23 protein-coding genes are annotated in these 22783 nt (G+C 62.2%); 16 read left to right on the top strand and 7 right to left on the bottom strand.

Going from position 1 to position 22783, the window contains the following annotated elements:
* Window positions 1-158 precede the first annotated feature (158 nt).
* From AB4Y85_RS07880 to AB4Y85_RS07860, 5 genes are all read left to right on the top strand, one after another.
* Window positions 159-593 (top strand): DoxX family protein, encoded by a 435-nt coding sequence (locus AB4Y85_RS07880; RefSeq protein ID WP_441984317.1) that lies wholly within the window; start codon window positions 159-161, stop codon window positions 591-593.
* A 9-nt stretch (window positions 594-602) separates the two neighbouring features.
* Entirely contained in the window at window positions 603-1130 is a 528-nt protein-coding gene (locus tag AB4Y85_RS07875; protein ID WP_441984316.1) for a VOC family protein, read from the top strand.
* A gap of 57 nt (window positions 1131-1187) precedes the next feature.
* Window positions 1188-1622, top strand: a complete 435-nt coding sequence (mscL, locus tag AB4Y85_RS07870; RefSeq protein ID WP_441984315.1) for a large conductance mechanosensitive channel protein MscL — start codon at window positions 1188-1190, stop codon at window positions 1620-1622.
* Window positions 1623-1735: 113 nt separating this feature from the next.
* Window positions 1736-2938, top strand: a complete 1203-nt coding sequence (locus AB4Y85_RS07865; protein ID WP_441984314.1) for a pyridoxal phosphate-dependent aminotransferase — start codon at window positions 1736-1738, stop codon at window positions 2936-2938.
* 101 nt (window positions 2939-3039) lie between these two features.
* A complete protein-coding gene (locus tag AB4Y85_RS07860; RefSeq protein WP_441984313.1) occupies window positions 3040-4077 on the top strand; it encodes an AbrB family transcriptional regulator in 1038 nt (345 codons plus the stop codon).
* Here AB4Y85_RS07860 and AB4Y85_RS07855 read toward each other — a convergent pair.
* Window positions 4074-4946, bottom strand: a complete 873-nt coding sequence (locus AB4Y85_RS07855; protein WP_441984312.1) for a MurR/RpiR family transcriptional regulator — start codon at window positions 4944-4946, stop codon at window positions 4074-4076. The two genes, AB4Y85_RS07860 and AB4Y85_RS07855, sit on opposite strands and share 4 nt — an antisense overlap.
* Window positions 4947-5104: 158 nt before the next feature.
* Here AB4Y85_RS07855 and AB4Y85_RS07850 point away from each other — a divergent pair, with 158 nt between their 5' ends.
* The 5 genes from AB4Y85_RS07850 (at window position 5105) to AB4Y85_RS07830 (ending at window position 11538) form a co-directional block, all read left to right on the top strand.
* Window positions 5105-5875 (top strand): N-formylglutamate amidohydrolase, encoded by a 771-nt coding sequence (locus AB4Y85_RS07850; protein ID WP_441984344.1) that lies wholly within the window; start codon window positions 5105-5107, stop codon window positions 5873-5875.
* A gap of 63 nt (window positions 5876-5938) precedes the next feature.
* The gene (locus AB4Y85_RS07845; protein WP_441984311.1) at window positions 5939-7471 is read left to right on the top strand and encodes an amino acid permease; all 1533 of its coding nucleotides are present in this window, start codon (window positions 5939-5941) and stop codon (window positions 7469-7471) included.
* A 62-nt stretch (window positions 7472-7533) separates the two neighbouring features.
* Window positions 7534-8904, top strand: a complete 1371-nt coding sequence (locus tag AB4Y85_RS07840) for a glutamine synthetase family protein (protein WP_441984310.1) — start codon at window positions 7534-7536, stop codon at window positions 8902-8904.
* Window positions 8905-8971: 67 nt separating this feature from the next.
* A complete protein-coding gene (locus tag AB4Y85_RS07835; protein WP_441984309.1) occupies window positions 8972-10363 on the top strand; it encodes an aldehyde dehydrogenase family protein in 1392 nt (463 codons plus the stop codon).
* 11 nt (window positions 10364-10374) lie between these two features.
* A complete protein-coding gene (locus AB4Y85_RS07830; protein WP_441984308.1) occupies window positions 10375-11538 on the top strand; it encodes an iron-containing alcohol dehydrogenase in 1164 nt (387 codons plus the stop codon).
* Between the two features lie 76 nt (window positions 11539-11614).
* On the opposite strand, the gene AB4Y85_RS07825 is transcribed toward AB4Y85_RS07830, so the two are convergent.
* A complete protein-coding gene (locus tag AB4Y85_RS07825; RefSeq protein WP_441984307.1) occupies window positions 11615-12217 on the bottom strand; it encodes an NADPH-dependent FMN reductase in 603 nt (200 codons plus the stop codon).
* Window positions 12218-12320: 103 nt separating this feature from the next.
* Here AB4Y85_RS07825 and AB4Y85_RS07820 point away from each other — a divergent pair, with 103 nt between their 5' ends.
* Window positions 12321-12716 carry a winged helix-turn-helix transcriptional regulator gene (locus tag AB4Y85_RS07820; RefSeq protein WP_441984306.1) on the top strand — a complete coding sequence of 132 codons (396 nt, stop codon included), beginning with the start codon at window positions 12321-12323 and terminating at the stop codon, window positions 12714-12716.
* A gap of 9 nt (window positions 12717-12725) precedes the next feature.
* Here AB4Y85_RS07820 and AB4Y85_RS07815 read toward each other — a convergent pair whose 3' ends face one another.
* Window positions 12726-13385 carry an HAD family hydrolase gene (locus AB4Y85_RS07815; RefSeq protein WP_441984305.1) on the bottom strand — a complete coding sequence of 220 codons (660 nt, stop codon included), beginning with the start codon at window positions 13383-13385 and terminating at the stop codon, window positions 12726-12728.
* A 164-nt stretch (window positions 13386-13549) separates the two neighbouring features.
* Here AB4Y85_RS07815 and AB4Y85_RS07810 point away from each other — a divergent pair, with 164 nt between their 5' ends.
* Complete coding sequence (locus AB4Y85_RS07810; protein WP_441984304.1) at window positions 13550-14329, top strand: ion transporter; 780 nt, start codon at window positions 13550-13552, stop codon at window positions 14327-14329.
* A 3-nt stretch (window positions 14330-14332) separates the two neighbouring features.
* Here the strand turns inward: AB4Y85_RS07810 and AB4Y85_RS07805 are convergent, their stop codons facing one another.
* The 4 genes from AB4Y85_RS07805 to AB4Y85_RS07790 all read right to left on the bottom strand — a co-directional run bounded on the left by AB4Y85_RS07805 (window position 14333) and on the right by AB4Y85_RS07790 (window position 19713).
* A complete protein-coding gene (locus AB4Y85_RS07805) occupies window positions 14333-15436 on the bottom strand; it encodes an ABC transporter ATP-binding protein (RefSeq protein WP_441984343.1) in 1104 nt (367 codons plus the stop codon).
* Between the two features lie 5 nt (window positions 15437-15441).
* Window positions 15442-17631 (bottom strand): ABC transporter permease, encoded by a 2190-nt coding sequence (locus AB4Y85_RS07800; protein WP_441984303.1) that lies wholly within the window; start codon window positions 17629-17631, stop codon window positions 15442-15444.
* Between the two features lie 120 nt (window positions 17632-17751).
* A complete protein-coding gene (locus tag AB4Y85_RS07795; protein ID WP_441984302.1) occupies window positions 17752-18798 on the bottom strand; it encodes an ABC transporter substrate-binding protein in 1047 nt (348 codons plus the stop codon).
* A gap of 120 nt (window positions 18799-18918) precedes the next feature.
* Window positions 18919-19713 (bottom strand): inositol monophosphatase family protein, encoded by a 795-nt coding sequence (locus AB4Y85_RS07790; protein WP_441984301.1) that lies wholly within the window; start codon window positions 19711-19713, stop codon window positions 18919-18921.
* A 195-nt stretch (window positions 19714-19908) separates the two neighbouring features.
* On the opposite strand from AB4Y85_RS07790, the gene AB4Y85_RS07785 reads away from it, so the two are divergent.
* The 4 genes from AB4Y85_RS07785 (at window position 19909) to AB4Y85_RS07770 (ending at window position 22684) form a co-directional block, all read left to right on the top strand.
* Window positions 19909-20358, top strand: a complete 450-nt coding sequence (locus tag AB4Y85_RS07785; RefSeq protein ID WP_441984300.1) for an NUDIX hydrolase — start codon at window positions 19909-19911, stop codon at window positions 20356-20358.
* A 113-nt stretch (window positions 20359-20471) separates the two neighbouring features.
* Entirely contained in the window at window positions 20472-21644 is a 1173-nt protein-coding gene (locus AB4Y85_RS07780) for a zinc-dependent alcohol dehydrogenase (protein ID WP_441984299.1), read from the top strand.
* An 11-nt stretch (window positions 21645-21655) separates the two neighbouring features.
* Entirely contained in the window at window positions 21656-22231 is a 576-nt protein-coding gene (locus AB4Y85_RS07775; RefSeq protein WP_441984298.1) for a cyclase dehydrase, read from the top strand.
* Window positions 22232-22234: 3 nt separating this feature from the next.
* A complete protein-coding gene (locus AB4Y85_RS07770; RefSeq protein ID WP_441984297.1) occupies window positions 22235-22684 on the top strand; it encodes a DUF488 domain-containing protein in 450 nt (149 codons plus the stop codon).
* The last annotated feature ends 99 nt before the right edge of the window (window positions 22685-22783 follow it).

Here is a 22783-nt window from a genome sequence, read left to right as displayed (position 1 = left end):
TTTCAAACAATCGGGATCACCGGCATGAGGCCGTGATGATGGCGTCTGAGCAGCGCAATCGCTTATCTCGCTCTCATAGTGTGAATTGATATTCCATTTAAAGTATTATCATCCTCTCAGAACGAGATCATATGAGGGCCACCCAATAGGAGACTTCCATGATCGATATCCGCACCGCCCCCTATGCCGCCTTCATCCTGCGCGTGACGCTTGGCGTCATGTTCTTGGCTCATGCCGGGCTGAAGATTTTCGTCTTCACCCCCGCCGGCGCCGCTCAGTTCTTCGGCAGCCTCGGTCTGCCGCCCTTCCTTGCCTATGTGACGATCCTCGCCGAGGTGGCCGGCGGCGTCGCGCTCATCGCCGGCTTTCTGACCCGCTGGGCCGCTCTTGCGCTCATTCCGATCCTGCTCGGCGCCATCGTGACCGTGCATGGTCCGGCAGGCTTCTTCTTCAACAATCCCAATGGCGGTTGGGAATATCTGGCGTTCTGGATCGCCGCACTCGTCGTTCAGGCTCTTCTCGGCGATGGCGCCTTTGCCCTGCGCGACGGCTCCTCTAAGCTTTCTCCCGCGATGAAGATCCGTTCGGCCTAAGGGGAAACCATGCTCAAGCCCATTTCACCCAATGCCTCCGGCGCGCCTGCGGCGCGCGCCATCGATCCCGGCGTGCGGATCGGCCATGTCCACCTCAAGGTGGCAGATCTCGACCGGGCGCTCGCTTTCTATTGCGGCGTTCTCGGCTTCGAGCTGATCCAGCGCTACGGCACGCAGGCCGCCTTCGTGTCGGCAGGCGGATATCACCACCATATCGGCCTCAACACCTGGGAAAGCAAAGGCGGTTCGCCGCCGCCTCCCGGCACCACGGGGCTCTACCACGTAGCGATCCTCTATCCCACGCGGGCGGCCCTGGCCGATGCTCTCTACCGCCTCGCCGAGGCCGGTATCCAGCTTGATGGCGCGAGCGATCATGGCGTGAGCGAAGCCCTCTACCTGCGGGACCCGGATGGCAACGGGATCGAGCTCTATGTGGATCGTCCGCAGGAGCAGTGGCCGATAGGCCCCAACGGCGAACTCCAGATGGTCACAGAGCGCCTGGACCTGCAGGCTCTCCTCACTGCAAGAGAGACTTGACGATTTTCCTGAACCGGACACCTTTAAGCTTGGCGCACAAGCACAAGGAGTCCGGTCATGTGGAATGAATTCAAGCAATTCGCCTTACGCGGCAATGTGGTCGATCTCGCCATCGGCATCATCATCGGCGCGGCTTTCGGCAGGATCGTCGACTCCCTCGTCGGCGATGTCTTCATGCCGATCGTCGGCGCCGTCACCGGTGGCCTCGATTTCTCGAACTATTTCACGGCACTCTCCGGCAATGTCACCTCCACGGCGCTGAACGAGGCCAAGAACCAGGGCGCGGTTCTGGCGTGGGGCAACTTCATCACCGTCGCCATCAACTTCGTCATCATCGCCTGGATATTGTTTCTCCTGGTCAAGGGCATGAACCGCCTGCGCCGCGCGGAGGACGCCAAGACCGGCACGGCGGAGAAGCCCCCGGAAATTCCCGCCGACGTGAAGCTTCTCACGGAAATCCGCGACCTGTTGAAGACCGGGCGGACGCTCTGATCCATCACGGGATTCGATCGGATTCTTTGCTTGTTTTCATGAGTGCTTCGGCAGGTCTTGCCTTGAGCCGGTGAACAGGCCATGCCTGTTCGTCCGTCTGCAAGGAAATTCCCATGAACGCATCCGCACCGGTTCCGTCCGTTCTCAATCTGCGCCCCGAGGCGGAGCAGGCTCCCACGAGCGGCATCGTCGATGTGTTCAGCTATGGACGCAACAAGCCCGGCATCATTCCGCTCTGGGTGGGCGAGGGCGATCTGAAGACGCCGTCCTTCATCTGCGAGGCGGCGGCCCGATCTTTGAGCGAGGGCGAAACTTTCTACACTTATCAGCGCGGCATTCCGGAACTGCGCCAGGCCATCGCCGCCTATCACGAGCGGGTCTACCGCAAGCCGTTCGACCCCGAGCGCTTCTTCGTCACCTCAGGCGGCATGCCCGCGATGCAGATCGTCTTCCGCATGATCTCCGGCACCGGCGACGAAGTGCTCATACCCACGCCCGCTTGGCCGAACTTCGCGGGCGCGATCACCATTTCCGGCGCGCGGCCCGTGGGCGTGCCCATGACTATCGACGCGAAGGGCTGGCATCTGGATTTCGAGCGGCTCGAACAATCGATCACGCCGCGCACCCGCGCCATCGTCATCAACTCGCCGTCGAACCCCACGGGCTGGACAGCAAGCCATGAGGATCTGCGCCTCGTCCTGAGCATGGCGCGGCGGCATGGGCTCTGGATCGTCGCCGACGAGATCTACAGCCGCTTCGTCCACGATCCCGCATTCGACATCGAGGGACGCACGCCGTCCTTCCGCGATGTGATGGAGCATGAGGACAAGGTGCTGTTCGTGCAGACCTTCTCCAAGAACTGGGCCATGACCGGCTGGCGTCTCGGCTGGCTGGAGGCGCCGCCGGCTCTGGGCCAGGTGATCGAGAACCTCGTTCAGTATCAGACATCGGGAACGCCGGTCTTCATCCAGCGCGGCGGCGTGGCTGCCATGGAGCAGGGCGAGGATTTCATCGCCGATCAGATCGCCCGCGCCAAGCGCGGTCGCGAGATCGTGGCATCTCTGACCGAGACGGGCCTCGTGGAACTGCCGCTTCCCGCAGGCGCCTTCTACGCTTTCCTCAAGATCAAGGGCGCGACCAGCTCCAAGGACATCGCGTTCAGGCTCATCGACGAGGCGAATGTCGGGCTTGCTCCCGGTTCCGCCTTCGGCGAGGCGGGCGAGGGGTATTTGCGTCTGTGCTATCTGCGCAAGCACGAAGACCTGGTGGAAGCCGTGCGCCGCATCAGCGAGGCGTTGCCCCGGCTGGTCGGCTGAGCTGCGTGAAACGCTGCCGAGACAGACCGCATTCGCATGGCCAATGCGCATCAGCCGCATTTGACCAAAGCGTCGCCGGCGTTCATTGAAGCGTTCTCGTCATGCGCCTCATATTCGCTCACCTCACCCAAATCCTCGTGGCAGGCCTCGGCGGCCTCGTCTTCCATTCGCTCGGGCTTCCGGCAGCATGGCTGTCGGGCGCGGCCATCGCGGCTATCCTCTGGGGAATGACACCCTGGGCAGTGCCGATGCCGCGCGGGCTGGTGGATATCGCGATGCTGATCTCGGGATGCGCCATGGGCGCGGCGGTGACGCCTGAGGCCATCGCCGCCATCGGGCGCTATCCGGGAAGCCTGATTCTGCTAGTGATCGGCGTCATCGCGATTTCTGGCGCATCCTCGCTCTGGCTCATGCGCATCTCAGGCTGGCGGAAGGCCGATGCCGTTCTGGCCTCCGCGCCCGGCGCGCTTTCGACGGTGATGGCGGTTGCGGCCGACCAGAAGGCGGATGTGCCTTCCGTCGCCATCGTCCAGAATGTCCGCCTGTTGTTCCTGGTCGTGCTGCTCCCCGCCCTAGTGGTGCTGACGGGAGAAACCGGCACCGGAAGCATGCTCGTGGGTGTCGGGATGCCGATTGCCGGCGCCGCCAGCATAGGCATCATGCTTCTTCTCGGCCTGAGCGTGGGAGAGATCCTCAACAGACTGAATGTGGCTGCGCCCCTTTTGTTGGGCGGCACCATCGTGAGCGCCCTGGGGCATGGGACGGGTGCCATCGACGGCGTCATGCCGCCCGCCATCGCCACCTGCGGCCTCGTGCTGATCGGGCTGTTCATCGCCGGGCGGTTCCGCAACATCCAGCGCTCGGCCCTGAAAAAGGCGCTGGTCGCCTCCATCGGGTCCTTCGCCATGGGCATGACGGTCGCCGCCGTCTTCGCGGCTGTCGCGGCCTGGGTCGCCGGCGTCAGCTTCGCCAACGGCCTCGTCGCCTTCGCGCCGGGCGGCCTTGAGGCCATGACCGTTCTCGCCCTCGTGCTCGGTCTCGATCCGCTCTATGTGGGCATTCACCACCTAGTCCGCTTCCTCGGCATCGCCTTCGCGCTGCCGTTCATGGTGGCGTGGCTGCAGCGAGAGAAGGTTTAAGGAGCGCCGCTCCGCAGCCGCTCGACCGCTTCCATGCGCGGCTTGGCCGTCTCCCACAGGCGCTTGGTGACCGCCGCCACGAGGGCTTCGGTGAGAAGCAGCATGCCGGCGGATGAATCCCAGTTCGACGGCACCACGATATGCGCCGGCAGCACATGGCGCGCGACGCGGGCGATGGGAGACAGCCAGGGGTCGGTGAGCAGGACCACGGTCGCTCCTTGCTTGGCGGCCGTTTCGCAAAGGGCCGTCACATCCTCCTGATACCGGCGGATATCGAAGGCGACGATCACGTCCTTCTTGCCAATCTCGATCACCCGGTCGCGCCAGAGGGCCGGCTGGCCTTCGATGAAATCCACTTGGCTGCGCACGATACGCAGATGGCTCTCCGCATAGCGCGCGAGCGCGCCGGTAAAGCGCCCACCCGTGAAATGGATCGACCGACGCGGATCGCTCAACAGGGCGACGACGGCCTCGAACTCGGCGGGCGCGATGTTTTCCACCGTCGCGCTGAGGTTGCCGATCACCGCATCCGCGAAGGAGGCGAGGGGGGAATCGCCCTGCGTTTTGTCGGTGGGGGCTGCCTTGGCGAGGGGCGACAGGAGTTGTGCTTCCAGTTCCTCGCGCAGGTGTTTCTGGAAGTCCGGAAAGCCGCTGAACCCGAGTCGCGTGACGAACCGCAGGGCCGAGGGCGCGGAAATTCCGGCCCGCGAGGCAAATTCCGCCACGGTATCGAGGCCCGCGAAGGGGTAGTGGCTCAGAAGCAGGTGCGCGGCCCGTTTTTCGCTTGGCGTAAAGGATTCCATCTCCTGGCGGATGCGCTCGGCGAGGCTTGGGGGATCACCGGCACGAATGGCGCTGTGCTCTTTCATGTTGGATTGTTTCACTCTCCCGGCTTGACGGCTTGGAAATCATGTACCAGAAATTTCAGAAGAAGGAAAAAGACCAAGAAACGTATCAAGCGTTCAATCGGGGCTTCACCTGCCTTTAAGGCAGGATAACGGAGGACCGCATGGTGCATGCGAGTCGGATGGCTGCCGGTCTTGATGCCGCCTCAGGGGCGGCGGAGCCCGTTGCCATTGTGGAGAACCCGAACGGGCGTTCCCCGATCCTCCTCATCTGCGAACATGCCTCCAACCATCTGCCAGGTCGCTACGGCACGCTCGGGCTCGATGCGGAACAGCTCGAAAGCCATATTGCCTGGGATCCCGGCGCGCTCGGCGTGGCGCAGGCCTTGTCCCGGCTACTCGATGCTCCGCTGATCCATGCCGGCGTGTCGCGCCTCGTGCTCGATCTCAACCGCGAGCCATCGGCGCCGGATTCGATCTGGACGCTCAGCGAGCGCACCTCCATCCCCGGTAATCAAAACCTTGCTGCGGATGAGCGGGCTTATCGCGTTCGCGAGGTCTACGAGGCCTTCCATAATGCGGTGGAAGACTTCGCCGATGAGCGCAAGGCCGCCGGGACGCTCGCGGCTGTCGTCTCCATTCATTCCTTCACGCCCGTTTATCGCGATGTGCCGCGCCCCTGGCAGATCGGCCTCATTTTCGACGAGGACGAGCGACTGGCGCGCTTTGCCGAAGCCAGCCTGCGCAAAGACGCTTCGCTGAACGTGGGCATGAACGAACCCTATTCACCAGCGGACCGGGTGTTCCACACCCTGGAGCGCCACGCCGTTCGGCGCGGGCTCGCACCGCTGATGATCGAGATCCGCAACGACCTGATCCGCACGGAAGACGGACAGGTGTCGTGGGCTAACCGTCTCGCGCCGCTTTTGAGGGAGGGCGCGGGGACGTTATGACAAAGGTCGCGACGCATAATGCGCCGTGGCTCCAGAGGCAGACTATTCTTGGAGGAAGAGTCGATGTCAGTCGGACAAGGAAGTTCCGGGGTTCATGCCCCGCCAACCGGTGCACAAAGCGCCGGCGTTACCTACACCACCGTCGATGAGAGCTATTTCGAGGCACGTCGCCTCAAGCGGCATGCCCGCGTCTGGTCGCTCTGGGCGCTCGGCGTCGGCGCGGTGATCTCGGGCCATTATTCCGGCTGGAACCTGGGGCTGGCCAACGGCTTCGGCTCTATGTTCTTCGCCGCGATCATCATCGCCATCATGTATCTGGGCCTGACCTTCTCCATCGCGGAAATGTCGCCGGCCCTGCCGCATACGGGCGGTGCCTATTCCTTCGCGCGTACCTCCATGGGTCCGTGGGCGGGATACATCACCGGCATCGCCGAGAACATCGAGTTCGTGCTCACCCCTGCGGTGATCGTGTTCTTCATCGGCTCGTACCTGTCGGCGATTTTCGGCACCGCGCCGGAGTTCCAGCCCGTCTATTGGGTGCTCTGTTATGCCTTGTTCGTGGGGCTCAACATCATCGGCGTCGAGCTGTCCTTCAAGGTCACCGTGACCGTGACCGTGCTGGCGCTTGCATGCCTCGTGGTGTTCTACGTGTCGGTTCTGCTTTCGGGTCAGTTCGACTTCTCGCGCTGGGCACTGAACATCGGCTCCGACGGCGCCGAGCTGCCGAATGGCGGCGGGCCGTTCCTGCCCATGGGCATCGCCGGCATCTTCGCCACCATGCCGTTCGCCGTGTGGCTCTTCCTCGCCATCGAGCAGCTGCCGCTGGCGGCTGAAGAGACGCACGATCCGCAGCGTGACATGCCCAAGGGCATCATCGCCGGCATCTTCACGCTGATCGCCTCGGCCTTCTGCGTGGTGTTCCTGAACTCGGGCATCGGGCCGGGCGCGTTCGGCGTCGCGAAGTCGGGCGAACCGCTTCTCGACGGTTTCCGTACTCTGTTCGGTTCGGACATCGCCAAGATCCTGGCGGCGGTGGCTGTGATCGGTCTCATCGCCTCGTTCCACACGATCATCTTCGCCTTCGGACGGCAGATCTACTCGCTCTCGCGGGCAGGCTACTTCCCGTCCTTCCTGTCGGTGACGCATGGAACGCGCAAATCGCCTCACGTGGCTCTCGTGACCGGCGCGCTGCTCGGCCTGACGGTGATGCTGATCATCTGGTTCGTGCGCGGCTCGGAAGCAGGCGCCACCGTCATCGGCGGCACGCTTCTCAACATGGCGGTCGCAGGCGCGATGCTGGCCTACTTCATGCAGGGCATGTCCTACATCGTCCTCAAGAAGAAGTTTCCGCATCTGGCCCGGCCCTATAAGAGCCCGTTCGGCATCGCGGGCGCTGCGGTCTGCATGATCATCGCCGCCATCACCCTGTACTTCCAGTTCACGGACCCCGTGTTCCGGGTGGCGGTGATTGGCGTCGCCATCTACTACGCCATCATGATGGCGTACTTCCTGCTGATCGGCCGTCACAAGCTCATCCTCTCGCCTGAGGAAGAGTTCGCGCTCACCAAGGGCGAGGCCGAATACAAGTCCTATTGATCGCAATTGGAGAGCGCGCATGATGTGCGCTCCCTTTCATCTTCTCGTTTGGGGTTTCGAGCATGACAGCTCCCAAGATCAAGAATGCCGCCGATGCCGCGGAGTACGTCCGCAGCCGCGATCTTCCTTTCGTGAAGATCGGCGTCACGGACGTGGACGGCATCATGCGCGGCAAGTACATGGCCCGCGACAAGTTCGAGTCCGCTCTCGAAAAGGGCTTCGGGTTCTGCGACGTGGTGCTGGGCTGGGACTCCAACGATCAGCTCTACGACAACACCAAGCTCACGGGCTGGCATACCGCCTATCCCGATGCGACCGCGCGGATCATCCCTGAATCCATGCGCCTCATCCCATTCGAAAACGACCTACCGTTCTTCCTCGCCGAGTTCGAAGGCTATGCCGAGGAGGCCTGTCCGCGCGGCGTGCTGCGCCGGGTGCTGAAGAAAGCGGAGGACATGGGCTTCGCCGTCTCGGCGGCGGCCGAGTTCGAGTTCTTCGTGTTCGAGGAGACGCCGCATTCCGTGCGCGAAAAAGGTTACAAGAACCTCAAGAACATCACTCCGGGTTACTTCGGCTATTCCGTGCTGCGCTCGGGCGTGCACGCGGATTTCTATCACGAGCTTCTCGAACTCGCGAACAAGATGGATTTCGAGATCGAGGGCCTGCACACCGAAACAGGACCGGGTGTGCTGGAAGCGGCGATCCGCGTCGACGATGCGCTTAAGGCTGCCGACAAGGCCGCGCTCTTCAAGACATATACCAAGATTCTCGCCCAGAAACGCGGCTGGATGGCGACCTTCATGGCCAAGTGGTCGAACGACTGGCCCGGCCAGTCGGGCCATCTTCACACCTCGCTGCGCGACATCAACACCGGCAAGGGCGCGTTCTATGACGCCAATGCCAAGCACAACATGTCGGAGGCCATGCGGTGGTTCGTGGGTGGCCAGCAGCAGCTGATGCCCGAGATGCTGGCGATGGTCGCCTGCACGGTGAACAGCTACACGCGCCTCATTCCCGGTTTCTGGGCACCGACCGATTCCGCCTGGGGCGTTGAGAACCGCACCACGGCGCTTCGCGTCATTCCCGGTTCGGAAAAGTCGCAGCGCGTGGAGTATCGCGTCGCCGCCGCCGACATCAACCCGTATATCGCGCTCGCCGCCGCCATCGGCACCGGCCTCTGGGGCATCGAGAACCGGGTCGATCCGGGTGAGCCGATTCAGGGCAATGCCTATGCGGTCGAACACCCCAAGGAGCGGGCTTTACCGCGCTCACTGGGCGAAGCGGCTGCTCGGTTGAGGGCCTCGCAGCCCGCGCGCCAGCTCTTCGGCGACACCTTCGTCGAGCATTATGCGTCAACGCGCGAATGGGAGGAGAGGGAATCCCGCAAGGCCATCACCGATTGGCAGCTCGCCCGTTACTTCGAAATCATTTAATAGTTTCACGAACTTAAAAGAGGAGAGGACTATGATCCGTGTGGATCATAGTCCTTCGAACATTATCATGACTGATACCGATATCGTCCTTATCTCCCCCATCGATGGACGCGAGCTCGTCCGCCGCCCCATCATGTCTGAATCCGCCATCGACGCGGCCATTACGTCGGCGCGCGCTGCGCAAAAGGCTTGGCGCAACGTGCCGATCGCGGAACGCGCTGCGAAGGTCTCGGCCTTCCTCGATGCGCTGATCGCCATGAACCAGGAGGTGGTGCCGGAAATCGCCCAGATGATGGGCCGTCCGGTACGCTATGGCGGCGAGTTCCGCGGCGTGGAAGAGCGTGCGCGCTACATGATCGGCATCGCCGAAAAGAGCCTGCAGAACATCCCTGCGGAGGAAGAGAAGCCAGGCTTCCACCGTATGATCAAGCGTGAGCCGGTCGGCCTCGTGCTCGTCATCGCGCCATGGAACTACCCTTATCTCACAGCGATCAACACCGTCGTGCCCGCGCTCATGGCGGGCAACGCGGTGCTGCTCAAGCATGCCTCACAGACGGTTCTGGCGGGCGAGCGCTTCCAGATGGCGATGGACCGCGCGGGCATCCCGAAGGGCCTGTTCCAGAACATGCATCTTTCCCATGATCAGACGAGCCGCATCTTGGGTAACGGTCTTGTCGATCACTGTAACTTCACCGGCTCCGTCTCCGGTGGACGCTCCATCGAGCGTGCAGCCGCCGGCAGCTTCACCTCGCTCGGCCTCGAACTCGGCGGCAAGGATCCGGCCTATGTTCGTGAAGACGCGAATATCGACCATGCCATCGAGAACCTCGTCGACGGCGCGTTCTTCAACTCGGGCCAATGCTGCTGCGGCATCGAGCGTATCTATGTGCACGAGAAGCATTACGACCGCTTCGTCGAGGGCGCTGTGAACCTCGTCAACACTTACGTGCTCGGCAACCCGTTGGAGGAAGCGACCACGCTCGGTCCGATGGCGCATAAGCGCTTCGCCGATCTCGTGCGCCAGCAGAATGCGGAAGCGGTAGCGAAGGGCGCGAAGGCGCATATCGACACGAAGAAGTTCGCGGCTGACGTGGGCAGCACCGCTTACCTTGCGCCGCAGGTGCTGACGAATGTCGATCATACCATGAGCGTCATGCGCGAGGAGAGCTTCGGTCCCACCGTCGGCATCATGAAGGTGAAGGGCGACGAGGAGGCGATCCACCTCATGAACGACTCGCCCTATGGCCTTTCCGCCGCGATCTGGACCTCCGACGTCGATGCGGCAGAAGCCATCGGCGAGAAGCTCGAGACCGGCACCGTCTTCATGAACCGCTGCGACTATCTCGATCCCGCGCTCGCCTGGACCGGCGTGAAGGATACGGGTCGTGGCGCAAGCCTGTCGCGTCTCGCCTACGAGTCGCTCACCCGTCCGAAATCCTACCACCTCCGTCAGATCTGATTGAAAGCATCATGACCACGTCTCCCCGCTCCAACTGGAATTATCCCACCGCAATCCGCTTCGGCGCAGGCCGCATCTCGGAATTGGCCGAAGCCTGCAAGTCGGTCGGCATGCAGGCTCCGCTCATCGTGACGGACCCGTTCCTCGCGACGCAACCGATGACGAAGGCCGCGCTCGACCAGCTGCTTTCCGCCGGACTGAAGGCCGCGATCTTCTCCGAGATCAAGCCGAATCCGGTCGAGACGAATGTCTACAAGGGTCTCGAAGCCTTGAAGGCAGGCAAGCATGACGGCGTCGTCGCCTTCGGCGGCGGCTCCGCGCTCGATGCGGGCAAGGTCATCGCCTTCATGGCGGGCCAGACGCGTCCCATGTGGGATTTCGAGGATGTCGGCGATTGGTGGACCCGCGCGGACCCCAAGGGCATCCAGCCGATCATCGCTGTGCCGACAACGGCGGGCACGGGCTCGGAAGTCGGCCGCGCGGGCGTGATCACGCAGGAAGCGACGCACACCAAGAAGGTGATCTTCCATCCGCTCATGATGCCGAAGATCGTGATCTGCGATCCGGAGCTGACGGTCGGCATGCCGCCTCACATCACGGCGGGCACGGGCCTCGATGCGCTGGCTCATTGCATCGAAGCCTATTGCGCACCGGGCTATCACCCGATGGCCGACGGCATCGCGGTCGAAGGCATCCGCCTCGTGAAGGAATACCTGCCGCGCGCTTATAAGGACGGCAAGGATATCGAAGCCCGCGCGCAGATGATGTCGGCAGCCGCCATGGGCGCCACCGCCTTCCAGAAGGGCCTTGGCGCGATCCACGCGCTCTCGCATCCGACCGGCGCGCTCTACGACACCCACCACGGCCTGACCAACGCAGTCTTCATGCCGTATGTTCTGGTCTATAACCGCAAAGCTATCGAGCAGCGGATCGAGCGTCTTGCCGCCTATATCGGGCTTGAGCCGTCGTTCCAGGCATTCCTCGACTGGGTGCTGAAAATCCGCAAGGATCTCGGCGTGCCGCATACGCTGGAAGGCCTGAAGGTCGACGCCGCTCGCTTTGACGAGATGTCGGAGATGGCGCCGAACGATCCCACCGCCGGCGGCAATCCGGTGCCGATCACCAAGGAGAGCTCGCGCAAGCTCTTGGAGGATGCGCTCGCCGGACGGCTCTGATCAGTTCAGCCATCTGACAAAAGAAAAGGCATCGCTGTTATTCGCAGCGATGCCTTTTGCATGTGGGGCGTAGCGATTAAGCAGCTTCCGCCTTGCGCTCCAGCGATGCCTTGTGCTTGGAGCGAACGCCCTTCAGGGCCTCGGCCCAGACATGGAGTTCGTCCAGCATCGCGGCAGCCGAGGTCTTGTAGATGTCGGGAGCGTTGAGCTTGCCGTTCTGCAGGTTCTGGAAAACCATCGGCATCGGCACGCCTTCTGGAACCGGCGTCATCCTGAAGGTGGTGAGAATCTGCTTCGCCAGCTGAACGGCGCGCATGCCGCCTGAGATTCCGCCATAGCTGACGAAACCGGCGGGAGTGTAGTTCCACTCCAGCGACAGATAGTTCAGCGCATTGAGCAGCGATGGCGGCGGAGCGAAATTGTATTCGGGCGTCACGAACACGAAGGCATCTGCTTCGGCGACACTGTCGCTCCAGGCCTTTGTGTGGGCATAATGATAGTTGCGCAGGCGCGGATGCTCAGGCTCGTTGAAGACCGGCAGGTTGAAATCGGCGAGGTCCACCAGCACTGGGTCGAACTTGCCATGCTCGGCGGCAAAATCGTTGAACCATGTGGCGATGCTGGGGCCGATCCGGCCAGGGCGGGTGCTGGCGACGATCGTGTGAAGCTTGAGAGCCATCGTATCTCCTGGATTTGCAAAACAAGGGACCTATATTTAAGTTCCCTTTTGTAACCGAGGCTCATTAAGTAACTTATTGGGCCCAGCGCAAGGAGGCACTTTCATGTCACCCAGTCACATTCATGTGCCCACCAGCTGTCATACGGTCACTGAGATCCTGTCCCGCGTCGGCGACAAGTGGAGCGTCCAGGTCGTCGTGCAGCTTGGCGAAGGATCCAAAAGATTCAATGAGTTACGCCGCATCGTCAGCGGCATTTCCCAGCGTATGCTGACGCTGACCCTGCGCGGCCTGGAGCGCGATGGCCTCGTCACGCGCACCGTTTACCCCACGATTCCGCCTCGTGTGGAGTACGAGCTCACAGGGCTGGGTTGCTCCCTGCTCAAGACTGTACGGGGTCTCGGAGCCTGGGCCATCGAGAACAGGGACGAAATTCTCGAGGCGCGGCGGCGTTTCGATGAGACCGGTTCACCAGAGGGCCGGCGGTCGGATGCCGCCTAAGCCCTGGTTTTAGGCGGCGCTTTTCTGCTTCAGAAGGTTCCATAGACCGGCGTCGTGGAAATCGGCGAGCGTGGCATCCGCGCCGGCCTTCATCATTTCCCCAGCGCTGAGGCCGGTCAGCACGCCGAAGGAATAGATCCCGGCGCCTTTGGCGGCTTTCATGCCCGAGGGCGAATCCTCGAAGGCGATGGCCTCGTCGGCGCGCACGCCGAGGCGCTCAAGCGCAGTCAGGTAGGGCAGGGGATCGGGCTTGCCGCGCTCCACCTGATCGATGGTGATCTGGACCGGAAAATATGAGGCAAGGCCCAGCACATCCAGCATGTGGTCCGCGTTCAGGCGCGGTGCGTTGGTGACGAGCGCGATCTTGATGCCCTGCGCCTTGGCCCAGTCCAGAACCTCCATCAGTCCAGCCAAAGGCTCCAGATCGAGCGCGAGGCGGCGGAAGGCGGCTTCCTTCTCGTCAGCGAAGGCTTCGTGATCCTCGACACCGAGATGCGGCAGGAGGGAGGCGAAGATCGCCGGGTTAGTGCGTCCGATGATGGTGGAGTGATAGATCTCATCGTCGATGGCAACGCCCTGCGGCCCCAGAACCTCGGCGAAGGCCCGCAGGTGGATCGGGTCGCTGTGGACCAGGGTGCCATCCATATCGAAAATTAGAGCCTTGAGCATCGGTAAGTCTCTCGCAAAGTCAGGGTGCGACCGTGTGATACGCTGTTTCGCCTAAAAAGGCACCCTGTTGGAAATGCAGGTCTGCCTTATAGATAATGGTGGGGTCAACCACCAGAGAAAGCATGCTCCCGCCCATGGATCGAGCCTCATCCCGCCAAGCTGAAATGCCATCCCGGCCAAGGATCATCAGGAAAATCCGGGAGCTGTACGAAGGTGATACGGTTGAGGCCCACAGTTTCCGCTATGGGCTGCTCGTCTTCGATATGGTGACGATCTTGTTCATCGTCGTCACATCCTTCCTGCCGCGCTCGCCTTTCATGGAATGGGCCGATGTGGTCATCGGTCTCGCTGTCCTCGCCGATTTCGTGGCGCGCCTCGCCATCAGCCGAACTCCATGGCGAGATCTGGCGCATCCGATCACGATTGCGGATCTTGCCTCCATCGTGTCTTTCCTGGCGCCCATCGTCGGAGAGGGCATCGGGTTCCTGCGCATCCTGCGCACCTTGCGACTCCTGCATACCTATCAGTTGCTGGCGCGGTTGCGAAAGGACAGCACGTTCTTCCGGCGCAACGAGGAGCTGATCATCGCCGCCGTCAATCTCGGCGTGTTCATCTTCGTCATGACGGGCTTCGTCTACGAGACGCAGCGCTGGACGAACAGCCATATCGGCAACTACATCGACGCGCTGTACTTCACCATAGCCGCCCTCACCACCACCGGCTTCGGAGACATCACGCTGACCGGCACGCTGGGCCACCTGATTTCGGTGGTGATCATGATCTTCGGCGTGACGCTTTTCCTGCGTCTCGTTCAGGTTCTGCTCAGGCCCAACAAGGTGCGCCATCCCTGTCCCGTCTGCGGGTTGCAGCGGCATGACAGGGATGCGGTTCATTGCAAGGCCTGCGGCACCACCCTCAATATTCCCGATGAGGGCGCGGTTTAGGCATCACGCATTCGGAATGATGGCCACGCCCCGCTTCTTCGCGAAGGAGATCGAGACGGGCGATCCGATGGCCAAGGGCTCCGGCCGCGCATATTGCACGACGAACAGGTTGCCGATGGGGCTATCCACCTCGTATTCCACCTGTGTGCCGAGATAGGACGCCTTCTTCACCTCGCCGGTAATCGCGCCGGGAGCAGCGTCCTCATTCATCAGGATGGCGTCCGGGCGGACGGCGAGCTTCACGGGGCCTTTGCTCACGTTGCGATGAGGCAGATGAAGGGTCGCGGAACCGATCCGCACATGGGCGTCAGCGCCCACCACATCCACGACTTCGCCGGAAATGATGTTGGCATCGCCGATGAAATCGGCAACGAACAGATCGGCCGGCTGCTCGTAAAGCTCACGGGGCGTACCGGTCTGCGCGATGCGGGCGTTCGACATCACGATGATGTGGTCGGAAACGGCGAGCGCCTCCTCCTGATCGTGCGTGACATAACCGACTGTCAGATTGAGGCTCTGCTGCAATTCGCGAATGTCTTCACGCACGCGGCGGCGGAGCTTGGCGTCGAGATTGGACAAGGGCTCGTCGAAGAGAAGCACCTGCGGCTCCAGCACGAGCGCGCGCGCCACGGCCACACGCTGCTGCTGGCCGCCGGAAAGTTCGGACGGTGCGCGCTTCTCGAGACCTTTGAGGCCGATGAGAGAAAGCTTCTCCATGGCCATCTCGTTGGCGTCCTTCTTCGAGATGCCCTGCACGGTCGGGCCGTACGCGACGTTCTCCAGCACCGACATATGCGGGAAGAGCGCGTAGGACTGGAACACCATGCTCACGTCACGGTCGGCGGCGGAGAGATGAGTGACGTCCTTGCCGCCGATGAGGATCTGGCCTTCGCTCGCCATCTCAAGTCCGGCGATCATGCGCAACGTCGTGGTCTTGCCGCAGCCCGAGGGGCCGAGAAGGGTGACGAGCTGACCGGGCTCGATGGTGAAAGACACGCTGTCGACAGCCGTCACGTTTCCGTAGCGCTTCGTCACGTTGCGGAATTCGACCGACGCCGCCTGCTTCTTGGAGGCCGGGGTGCGGGACAGGGTGCTTAAGGATGACATCTGGTTCATGGGATGGCCTGCACGGCAACGGGAGTGGTGGAGGTGCTTGCGGAGCGGCGCCCGAGACGCCGCTCGCCGACGGCCAGCTGGATCGCCGTGATGGCAACCAGCATGACTACGATGAGCACGGTGGAATAGGCGATGGCGAGGCCGAACTCACCGGCCTCGACGCGGCCGACGATGTAGGTGGTGGCCATGTTGTACTCAGCGGTGACCAGGAAGATCACGGCGCTGACCGCTGTCATCGCACGCACGAAGGAATACACCAATGATGCGACGATGGCGGGGCGCAGCAGCGGCAGCACCACGCGGCGCATGGTGGTGGCCGAGCGCGCGCCGAGGGTGAGGGATGCTTCGTCCAGGCTCTTGTCGATCTGGCTCAACGTTGCGATGCCGGAGCGCACGCCCACCGGCATGTTGCGGAACACGAAGCACATGACCAGCACGAAGCCCGTACCGGTGATCTCGATCGGCGGCACGTTGAAGGCGAGGATGTAGGACACGCCCACGACCGTGCCTGGAATGGCGAAGCTGAGCAGCGTGCCGAACTCGAACGAGCGCTGGCCGGAGAAGCGCTGGCGGGTGAGAAGATAAGCCGTCAGCAGGCCGATGGCGGCGGTGAGCGGAGCGGAGAGAGCCGCCACCTTCACGGTCGCGAAGAACGAGTTCCACGCGGAGCCGGAGAAGTAGAGACCCCAATCGGCACGCTCCACGCGGAAGGCGGTGAGGAAGTGCTCGAGGGTCGGCGTGTAGTCGCGGCCCATGGAACGCACGAAGGCGCCGACGACGATGATCGCATAGACGGCAACCGTGAACAGCGCCCACGGAATGGCCGTGAAGTAGGAGGCCATGGCCACACGGCGGGGAAGGGGCAGCGGAATGCCCGCATCGCCCTTGCCGGTCACCGTGGTGTAGACCTTCTTGCCGAGCCAGGCATGCTGCAGCCAGAACGCACCGAGGGTAAAGGCGAGAAGGATCAGCGACAGCACGGCGGCTCGCCCCTGATCCTGCTGCGCGCCGACGACGGCGAAGAAGATTTTAGTGGAAAGAACCTCGTAATTGCCGCCGAGCACGAGCGGATTGCCGAAATCGGCCAGACTCTCGACGAAGCCGAGAAGGAAGGCATTGGCGAGGCCGGGCCGCATGAGCGGCAGCGTCACGGTGAGGAAGGTGGTCCAGCTCTTGGCGCGTAGAGTCTGCGAGGCTTCCTCGAGTGTCGGGCTGATTCCCTGAACCACGCCGATGAGCACGAGGAAGGCGATGGGCGTGAATGCCAGGAGCTGTGCGATGAACACGCCGGGAAGGCCGTAGATCCAGCGCGTGCGCGGAATGCCGAACCATTCGAACATCACGACGGAGAGTGCGCCCGAACGGCCGAAGAGCAGGATCAGCGCGAGGCCGATCACGAAAGGCGGCGTGATGATGGGCAGCACGCTCATGATGCGCAGGAGCTTCTTGTAGCGGAAAGCCGTGCGCGTTGCGATGAGCGCGAAGGCGAGGCCGAGCGCCGTGGTGCCGAAGGCAACGAGCACTCCGAGGAACAGGGTGTTCCAGGCCACGCCGCAGCGCAGGTCGCCTGTCAGGCAGTCCAGGCCCCAGATCGACCTGTCCATGAACTTCGCCACGAATTCGAGAGGCGCGAAATTGCCGTTATTGTCGGCAAACGCGCTGGCGAGGATCGTGGAAACGGGGAAGAAGACGAAAACGAGAATGAGCGCGATGACGATGCCGATGGAGGACGTGACGAAGGCATCGCCCCGGCACCAGCCGCGCGCCGCAAGGCCATGGCAGAGAATGATGAGGAAAGCGGTTGCCGTGAGCGCCGCGCCATAGCCCATGCCGGCCTGACTCGGCCCGGGTTCACCGAAGGCACCCTTGAGGACATCGAAAGTCCAGCCGTTGAGGCCGATGGCGAAGCCTTGAAGGACGATCAGTGCGAGCCCGAGAGCGCCCGATGCCACAAGCCAATTGCTGTTCGAGGAGAGCGAGGGCAGCGCCACGGGGCGCAGGCTTATGAGCAATGGCACGAGGATCGGCAGAAGCCACCAGGTGCCGCGCATGCTGTGCAGGAGTGCTGATCCGCCCACGAAATAATCGATGAAGGTGGGAGCGGCGGCGCGGTCGAATCCATACCAGGGCAGAAGGGCGTAACCGACCCAGCCTAGAACGATCCAGCCAAGGGTTGCCCGTGACATGTCTGTTCTCGCGTAAAGACTGATGCGGGGCTCTGTCGGAGCCCGGCTTTGACAGTGATCATATGAAAAAGAGTTCCCGGCGGAGCGTATCATCGCTCCGCCGGGCCGCATTCAGGCCGACTATTTCGGCAGATTCTTCACCTCGTTGTCCCACTTGGACAAGAGGCGCTTGCGCTCTTCAGACGAGCCGTACTTCGCGAAGTCGAAGTTGATCAGCTTGATGTCGCCGAGCTTCGGAGCCTCCGGCGGGATCGGCGTGGCCTTGTTGGACGGCACTTGGTACGACTTCGTCTCCGCACCGGTCTTCTGAGCATCGGCGGTCAGGGCCCAGTCATAGAACTTCTTGGCGTTGTCCAAGTTCTTGGCGCCCTTGATGATCGACATGGAGCCGATCTCATATCCAGTGCCTTCGCAGGGAGCCACGACCTTCACAGGCGCCTTGTCCACGACCATCGTGACGATGTCGTGCATGAAGGCGATGCCGGCGGTGGTTTCGCCAAGGGCCATGGCCTTCGCCGGAGCGGCGCCCGACTTGGTGTATTGGTTGATGTTCTTGTGCAGGGCCTTCAGGTACTCGAAGCCCTTATCCTCGCCCATGATCTGGACGATGGTGGCGAGCAGCGTATAGGCCGTGCCGGAGGAGTTCGGGTCGGCGACCTGCACTTCGTCCTTCAGTTCCGGCTTCAGGAGATCGGCCCAGCACTTCGGCTCGCCGACGCCGTTCGACTTGGCGAGGTCCGTGTTGTAGCCGAAGCCCAGAGCGCCCGAATAGATGCCGACAGTGCGCTGCTTGGACTGCTCCCACTGGCGTACGGCCCAGTCCTGAAGCTCGCTCATCTTCGGCGACTTGTACTCGACGGTCAGGCCTTCCTCGGCTGCCTGCATGTGCGGATCGCCCGTGCCGCCCCACCAGATGTCGGCGCGCGGGTTGGCCGATTCCGCCTTCACCTGAGCGAAGACCTCGCCGGCGCTCTTGCGGGTCATGGAGACTTTGATGCCGGATTCACGCTCGAAGGCGTTGACCATGGCGCGGCACCATTCTTCCTGCACGCCGCAATACATGACGAGCGCGCCCTGCGCCTGCGCCGCGCCTGCGGACAGGAACGACAAAGCCGTCATGGAGCCTGCGAGCATGGTGGCCGCAATGAGATTCTTCTTCAGTTTCATCAGTATCCTCCCGGTAGATGATTGTTATGGTTTTTGTTGGTCGGCTAAGCTCTCTCCAATGAAGCCCGTGGTCAAGAGCCTTGCCGCCGATAGTCGTGAATTTTCGGAATAGTGTAGCTGTTACGGCTCTTTAGCGATGCCTGTCGCGGCCATGATGGCTTGAGCAAGCTCGGGCGTGCAGCCTAGAACGGGGTTGCCGCTACGCAAGCCGTCTTTGGCGAGGAAGTTGTTCGTCCAGCCACCGGCTTCCTCGATGATGAGAAGCCCCGCCAAAGCATCCCACGAATTGATGTGAAGCTCGCAATAGCCGTCGATGCGCCCGTCGGCCACGTAAGCCAAGCCAAGCGTGCCGGAGCCCGCGCGGCGCACGTTGCAACCGCTCTTCTTCAATTTCTCCACGGAGGCGATGTAGGGTTCCGGCGGCAGGCGCGACGACCAGCCGGCCTCCACCGTGGCCTGGCGCATGTCGGCGACGCCGCTCACGCGGATAGGCTCGCCGTTCAGAAAAGCCCCGCTTCCGCGCTGGGCTGTATAGAGTTCGGCATGCATGACGTTATAGATCACGCCGATCTCCACCCGGTTGTCGCGCACGAAGGCAATGGAGATCGCGAAATGCGGAATGCCGCGGGCGAAGTTGGCGGTGCCGTCGATGGGATCGACCACCCAGACGTCGCGCTCGAAGGAACCGCCGCCTTCCTCGCCGAAGAAGGAATCGGTGGGGAAGAGAGTGGTCAGGCGGCTGCGGATCAGCTCTTCCACTTCTGCGTCTGTCGCCGTCAGGAAGTCCTGATGACCCTTAAAGTCGGGGCGCTGCGAGCGCGGGCGCTCAAGAAAGCGCTTGCGCGCCAGCACGCCCGCCTCACGCGCGATGGCGCAGGCTGCGGCAAATCTCACATCCAGGTCGTTGGTCGTCATAGCGTCTTGGCGCTCCCCAGGGATCAAAAGTCGGGCCGGTTAGTTATCAGGCGTTCATCCAGATATGTGATAATGAAGAGTCACTTAGCTGTCAGAGAAGGACGATACCCTCAATGTTGCTGAATTGATCCTTTATTAGCCGGCTCAAATCAATTACGTTACAAATTATCTCCCTTGGTATCCTACTCTCGTCGAATGCCCCGCATCCCAAAAGAAGAGCTCAGTCAGATCGCAGCGCTTCCCTTCCGCATCAGGGAGGGGAGGGTCGAAGTATTGCTCGTCACATCCCGCGAGACGAAGCGGTGGCTGATCCCCAAGGGTTGGCCGATGAAGGGCAAGAAGCCCCACAAGGCGGCTGCTCAGGAGGCGGAGGAGGAGGCCGGTGTCAAGGGCGAGATCAGGAACGAGCCCCTGGGTTATTACGATTACTGGAAGCGCCGTGCCTCGCATTTCGACCTGTGTCGCGTGAACGTCTACCCCCTTGAAGTCTCCAAGCAACTCAAGTCCTGGCGGGAGAAAGGGCAGCGGGAGGCACGGTGGTTCGCGGTCGAGGACGCCGCTCATCAGGTGCTGGAGCCGGCGCTCGCGGATCTCATCCGCAGACTTCCCGAGCATGTGGGAGACCTTGCTCCCATGAATGTGTAACCGGAAATTTAGGGCGTAAAAGGGAACGCATCGCTCTCCAAGAAGTATTCCAACGGCAAGACCGGCAAGTTTCAAGGCTTGGCCGTTTCCCAAGAGGCTTGAAGGAGAGTTCGATGAAGGCGCTTGTTTGGCACGGCACCACTGATATCCGCTGCGATTCCGTTCCAGATCCAGAGATCGAGCATCCGCGCGACGCGATCATCAAGGTGACGAGTTGCGCCATCTGCGGCTCGGACCTTCACCTTTACGATCATTTCATGCCCGGCATGAAGAACGGCGACATCATGGGCCATGAGACCATGGGCGAGGTCGTCGAGGTCGGCGCGCAGGCCAAGGGGAAGCTGAAGGTGGGCGATCGCGTGGTGATCCCTTTCACCATCATCTGCGGCGAGTGCGATCAGTGCAAGCGCGGCAACTTCTCCGTCTGCGAGCGCACCAACCGCAACGGCCATATCGCGGCGAAGGCCTTCGGACATTCCACGGCGGGCCTCTTCGGCTACACGCATCTCACTGGCGGCTATCCGGGCGGGCAGGCGGAATATCTGCGCGTTCCTTTCGCCGACACCACGCACATCAAGGTGCCGAACGGCATTCCGGACGAGAAGTTGCTGTTCTTGAGCGATATCTTTCCGACCGGTTGGCAGGCCGCCGTGCAATGCGACATCCAGCCGGACGACACGGTGGCGATCTGGGGCGCGGGCCCCGTCGGCCAGATGACGGTTCGCAGCGCGATCCTGCTCGGCGCGAAGCAGGTCGTCGTGATCGACCGCGTTCCCGAACGCCTTGCCATGGCGCAAGCCGGTGGTGCGATCACCATCAACTTCGATGAGGAAAGCGTCATCGAACGCCTGAACGAGCTCACCAACGGAAAAGGTCCTGAGAAGTGCATCGATGCGGTCGGCATGGAGGCCCACGCGGCGGGAACCATCGACGCGATGTATGACCGCGTGAAGCAGGCAGCGATGATGGAGACGGATCGTCCGCACGTGCTGCGTGAGATGGCTTATGTCTGCCGCCCCGCAGGCGTTCTCTCGATTCCCGGCGTCTATGGCGGACTTCTCGACAAAATCCCCTTCGGTGCGATCATGAACAAGGGGCTGACGATCCGTACCGGACAGACCCATGTAAACCGCTGGACGGACGATCTTCTGCGCCGCATCGAGGATGGCCAGATCGATCCTTCCTTTGTCATCACCCACACGGTTGGCCTCGAAGAAGGGCCCGACATGTACAAAATCTTCCGCGACAAGCAGGACGGCTGCATCAAGGTCGTGCTCAAGCCATAAGAGGTGACACCATGCGATACGAAACCGACAGAACCCGAAGGCAGGGTCACGCCGATACGGCCACCGATACCCTGGCACGAGGCCTCGGTCTCTTCTCCATCGCTCTCGGCATCGCCGAGGTAGTTGCGCCGCGCACGCTTGCCCGTGCGCTCGGCATGAAGGGGCAGGAAGGATTGATCGCGGGCTACGGCGTGCGTGAGATCGCGACCGGCATCGGCATTCTTGCGTCGAAGGATCCGACACCCTGGATTTGGGGGCGCGTGGCGGGCGATGGGCTAGACTTAGCGACCCTCGCCACGGCGCTCGAAGGCGACAATCCGAAAAAGAGCAATGTGGGTATCGCCATGGCGGCGGTTGCCGGCGTGACGGCGCTCGATGTTTATTGTGCGCAGACGTTGAGCCGCGAGACCCCGCATCCACTGCCGCCGCTACAGGATTATTCGGACCGTACGGGCTATCCGAGCGGCATCGAGCAATCGCATGGTGCTGCGAGAGATTTCGAAGTTCCCCGCGACTTCCGGATTCCCGATGCGTTGCGTCCCTATACGCAGCCCGAGCTTCCGCAGCGGCCCATGCCAGGCCTTTGAGGCATGGCGAAGCCGCAGGTCTTTACGATCGGCTATGAGGGAGCGGATGTGGACCGCTTCCTCACCACTCTGAAGGATGCAGGCGCGGCGACGCTTGCCGATGTGCGGGCGGTCGCGCTCTCCCGCAAGCGTGGCTTCTCCAAATCGGCCCTGCGCGATGCCTTGGCGAACCAAGGCATCGGCTACGAGCATTTCATCAAGCTTGGAACGCCGAAAGAGGGCCGCCAGGCTGCAAGGGCAGGGGATGCGGACCTCATGCGCCGCATCTATTGCGATGAGGTGCTCGCGACCGAGGATGCGCAGGTGGCTTTTCGTGATCTGGAGGCGCTTGCCGCATCCCGGCCGATCTGCCTCCTGTGCTTCGAGCGGGACCCCGTCAATTGCCATCGGCGTGTGCTGTCGCAGCGACTGGAGAAGCTGGGATTCGAAGCGGTGGACATAACCGTGCTGTGAAGAGAATGCTTTGAGCAGGCTCCGCTTCCGAGTGGTGTCTTACGTTACGGTATTAAATTGCACTTTTTGGAGCTGCGAGTTATTGCTTTGCCCTGATTT

The sequence above is a fragment of the Microvirga sp. 2YAF29 genome, assembly GCF_052114605.1.
Lineage (GTDB): Bacteria > Pseudomonadota > Alphaproteobacteria > Rhizobiales > Beijerinckiaceae > Microvirga.
The sequence above is the reverse complement of the archived record's forward strand: the minus strand, read 5'-3'. Positions and strand labels throughout refer to the sequence as shown.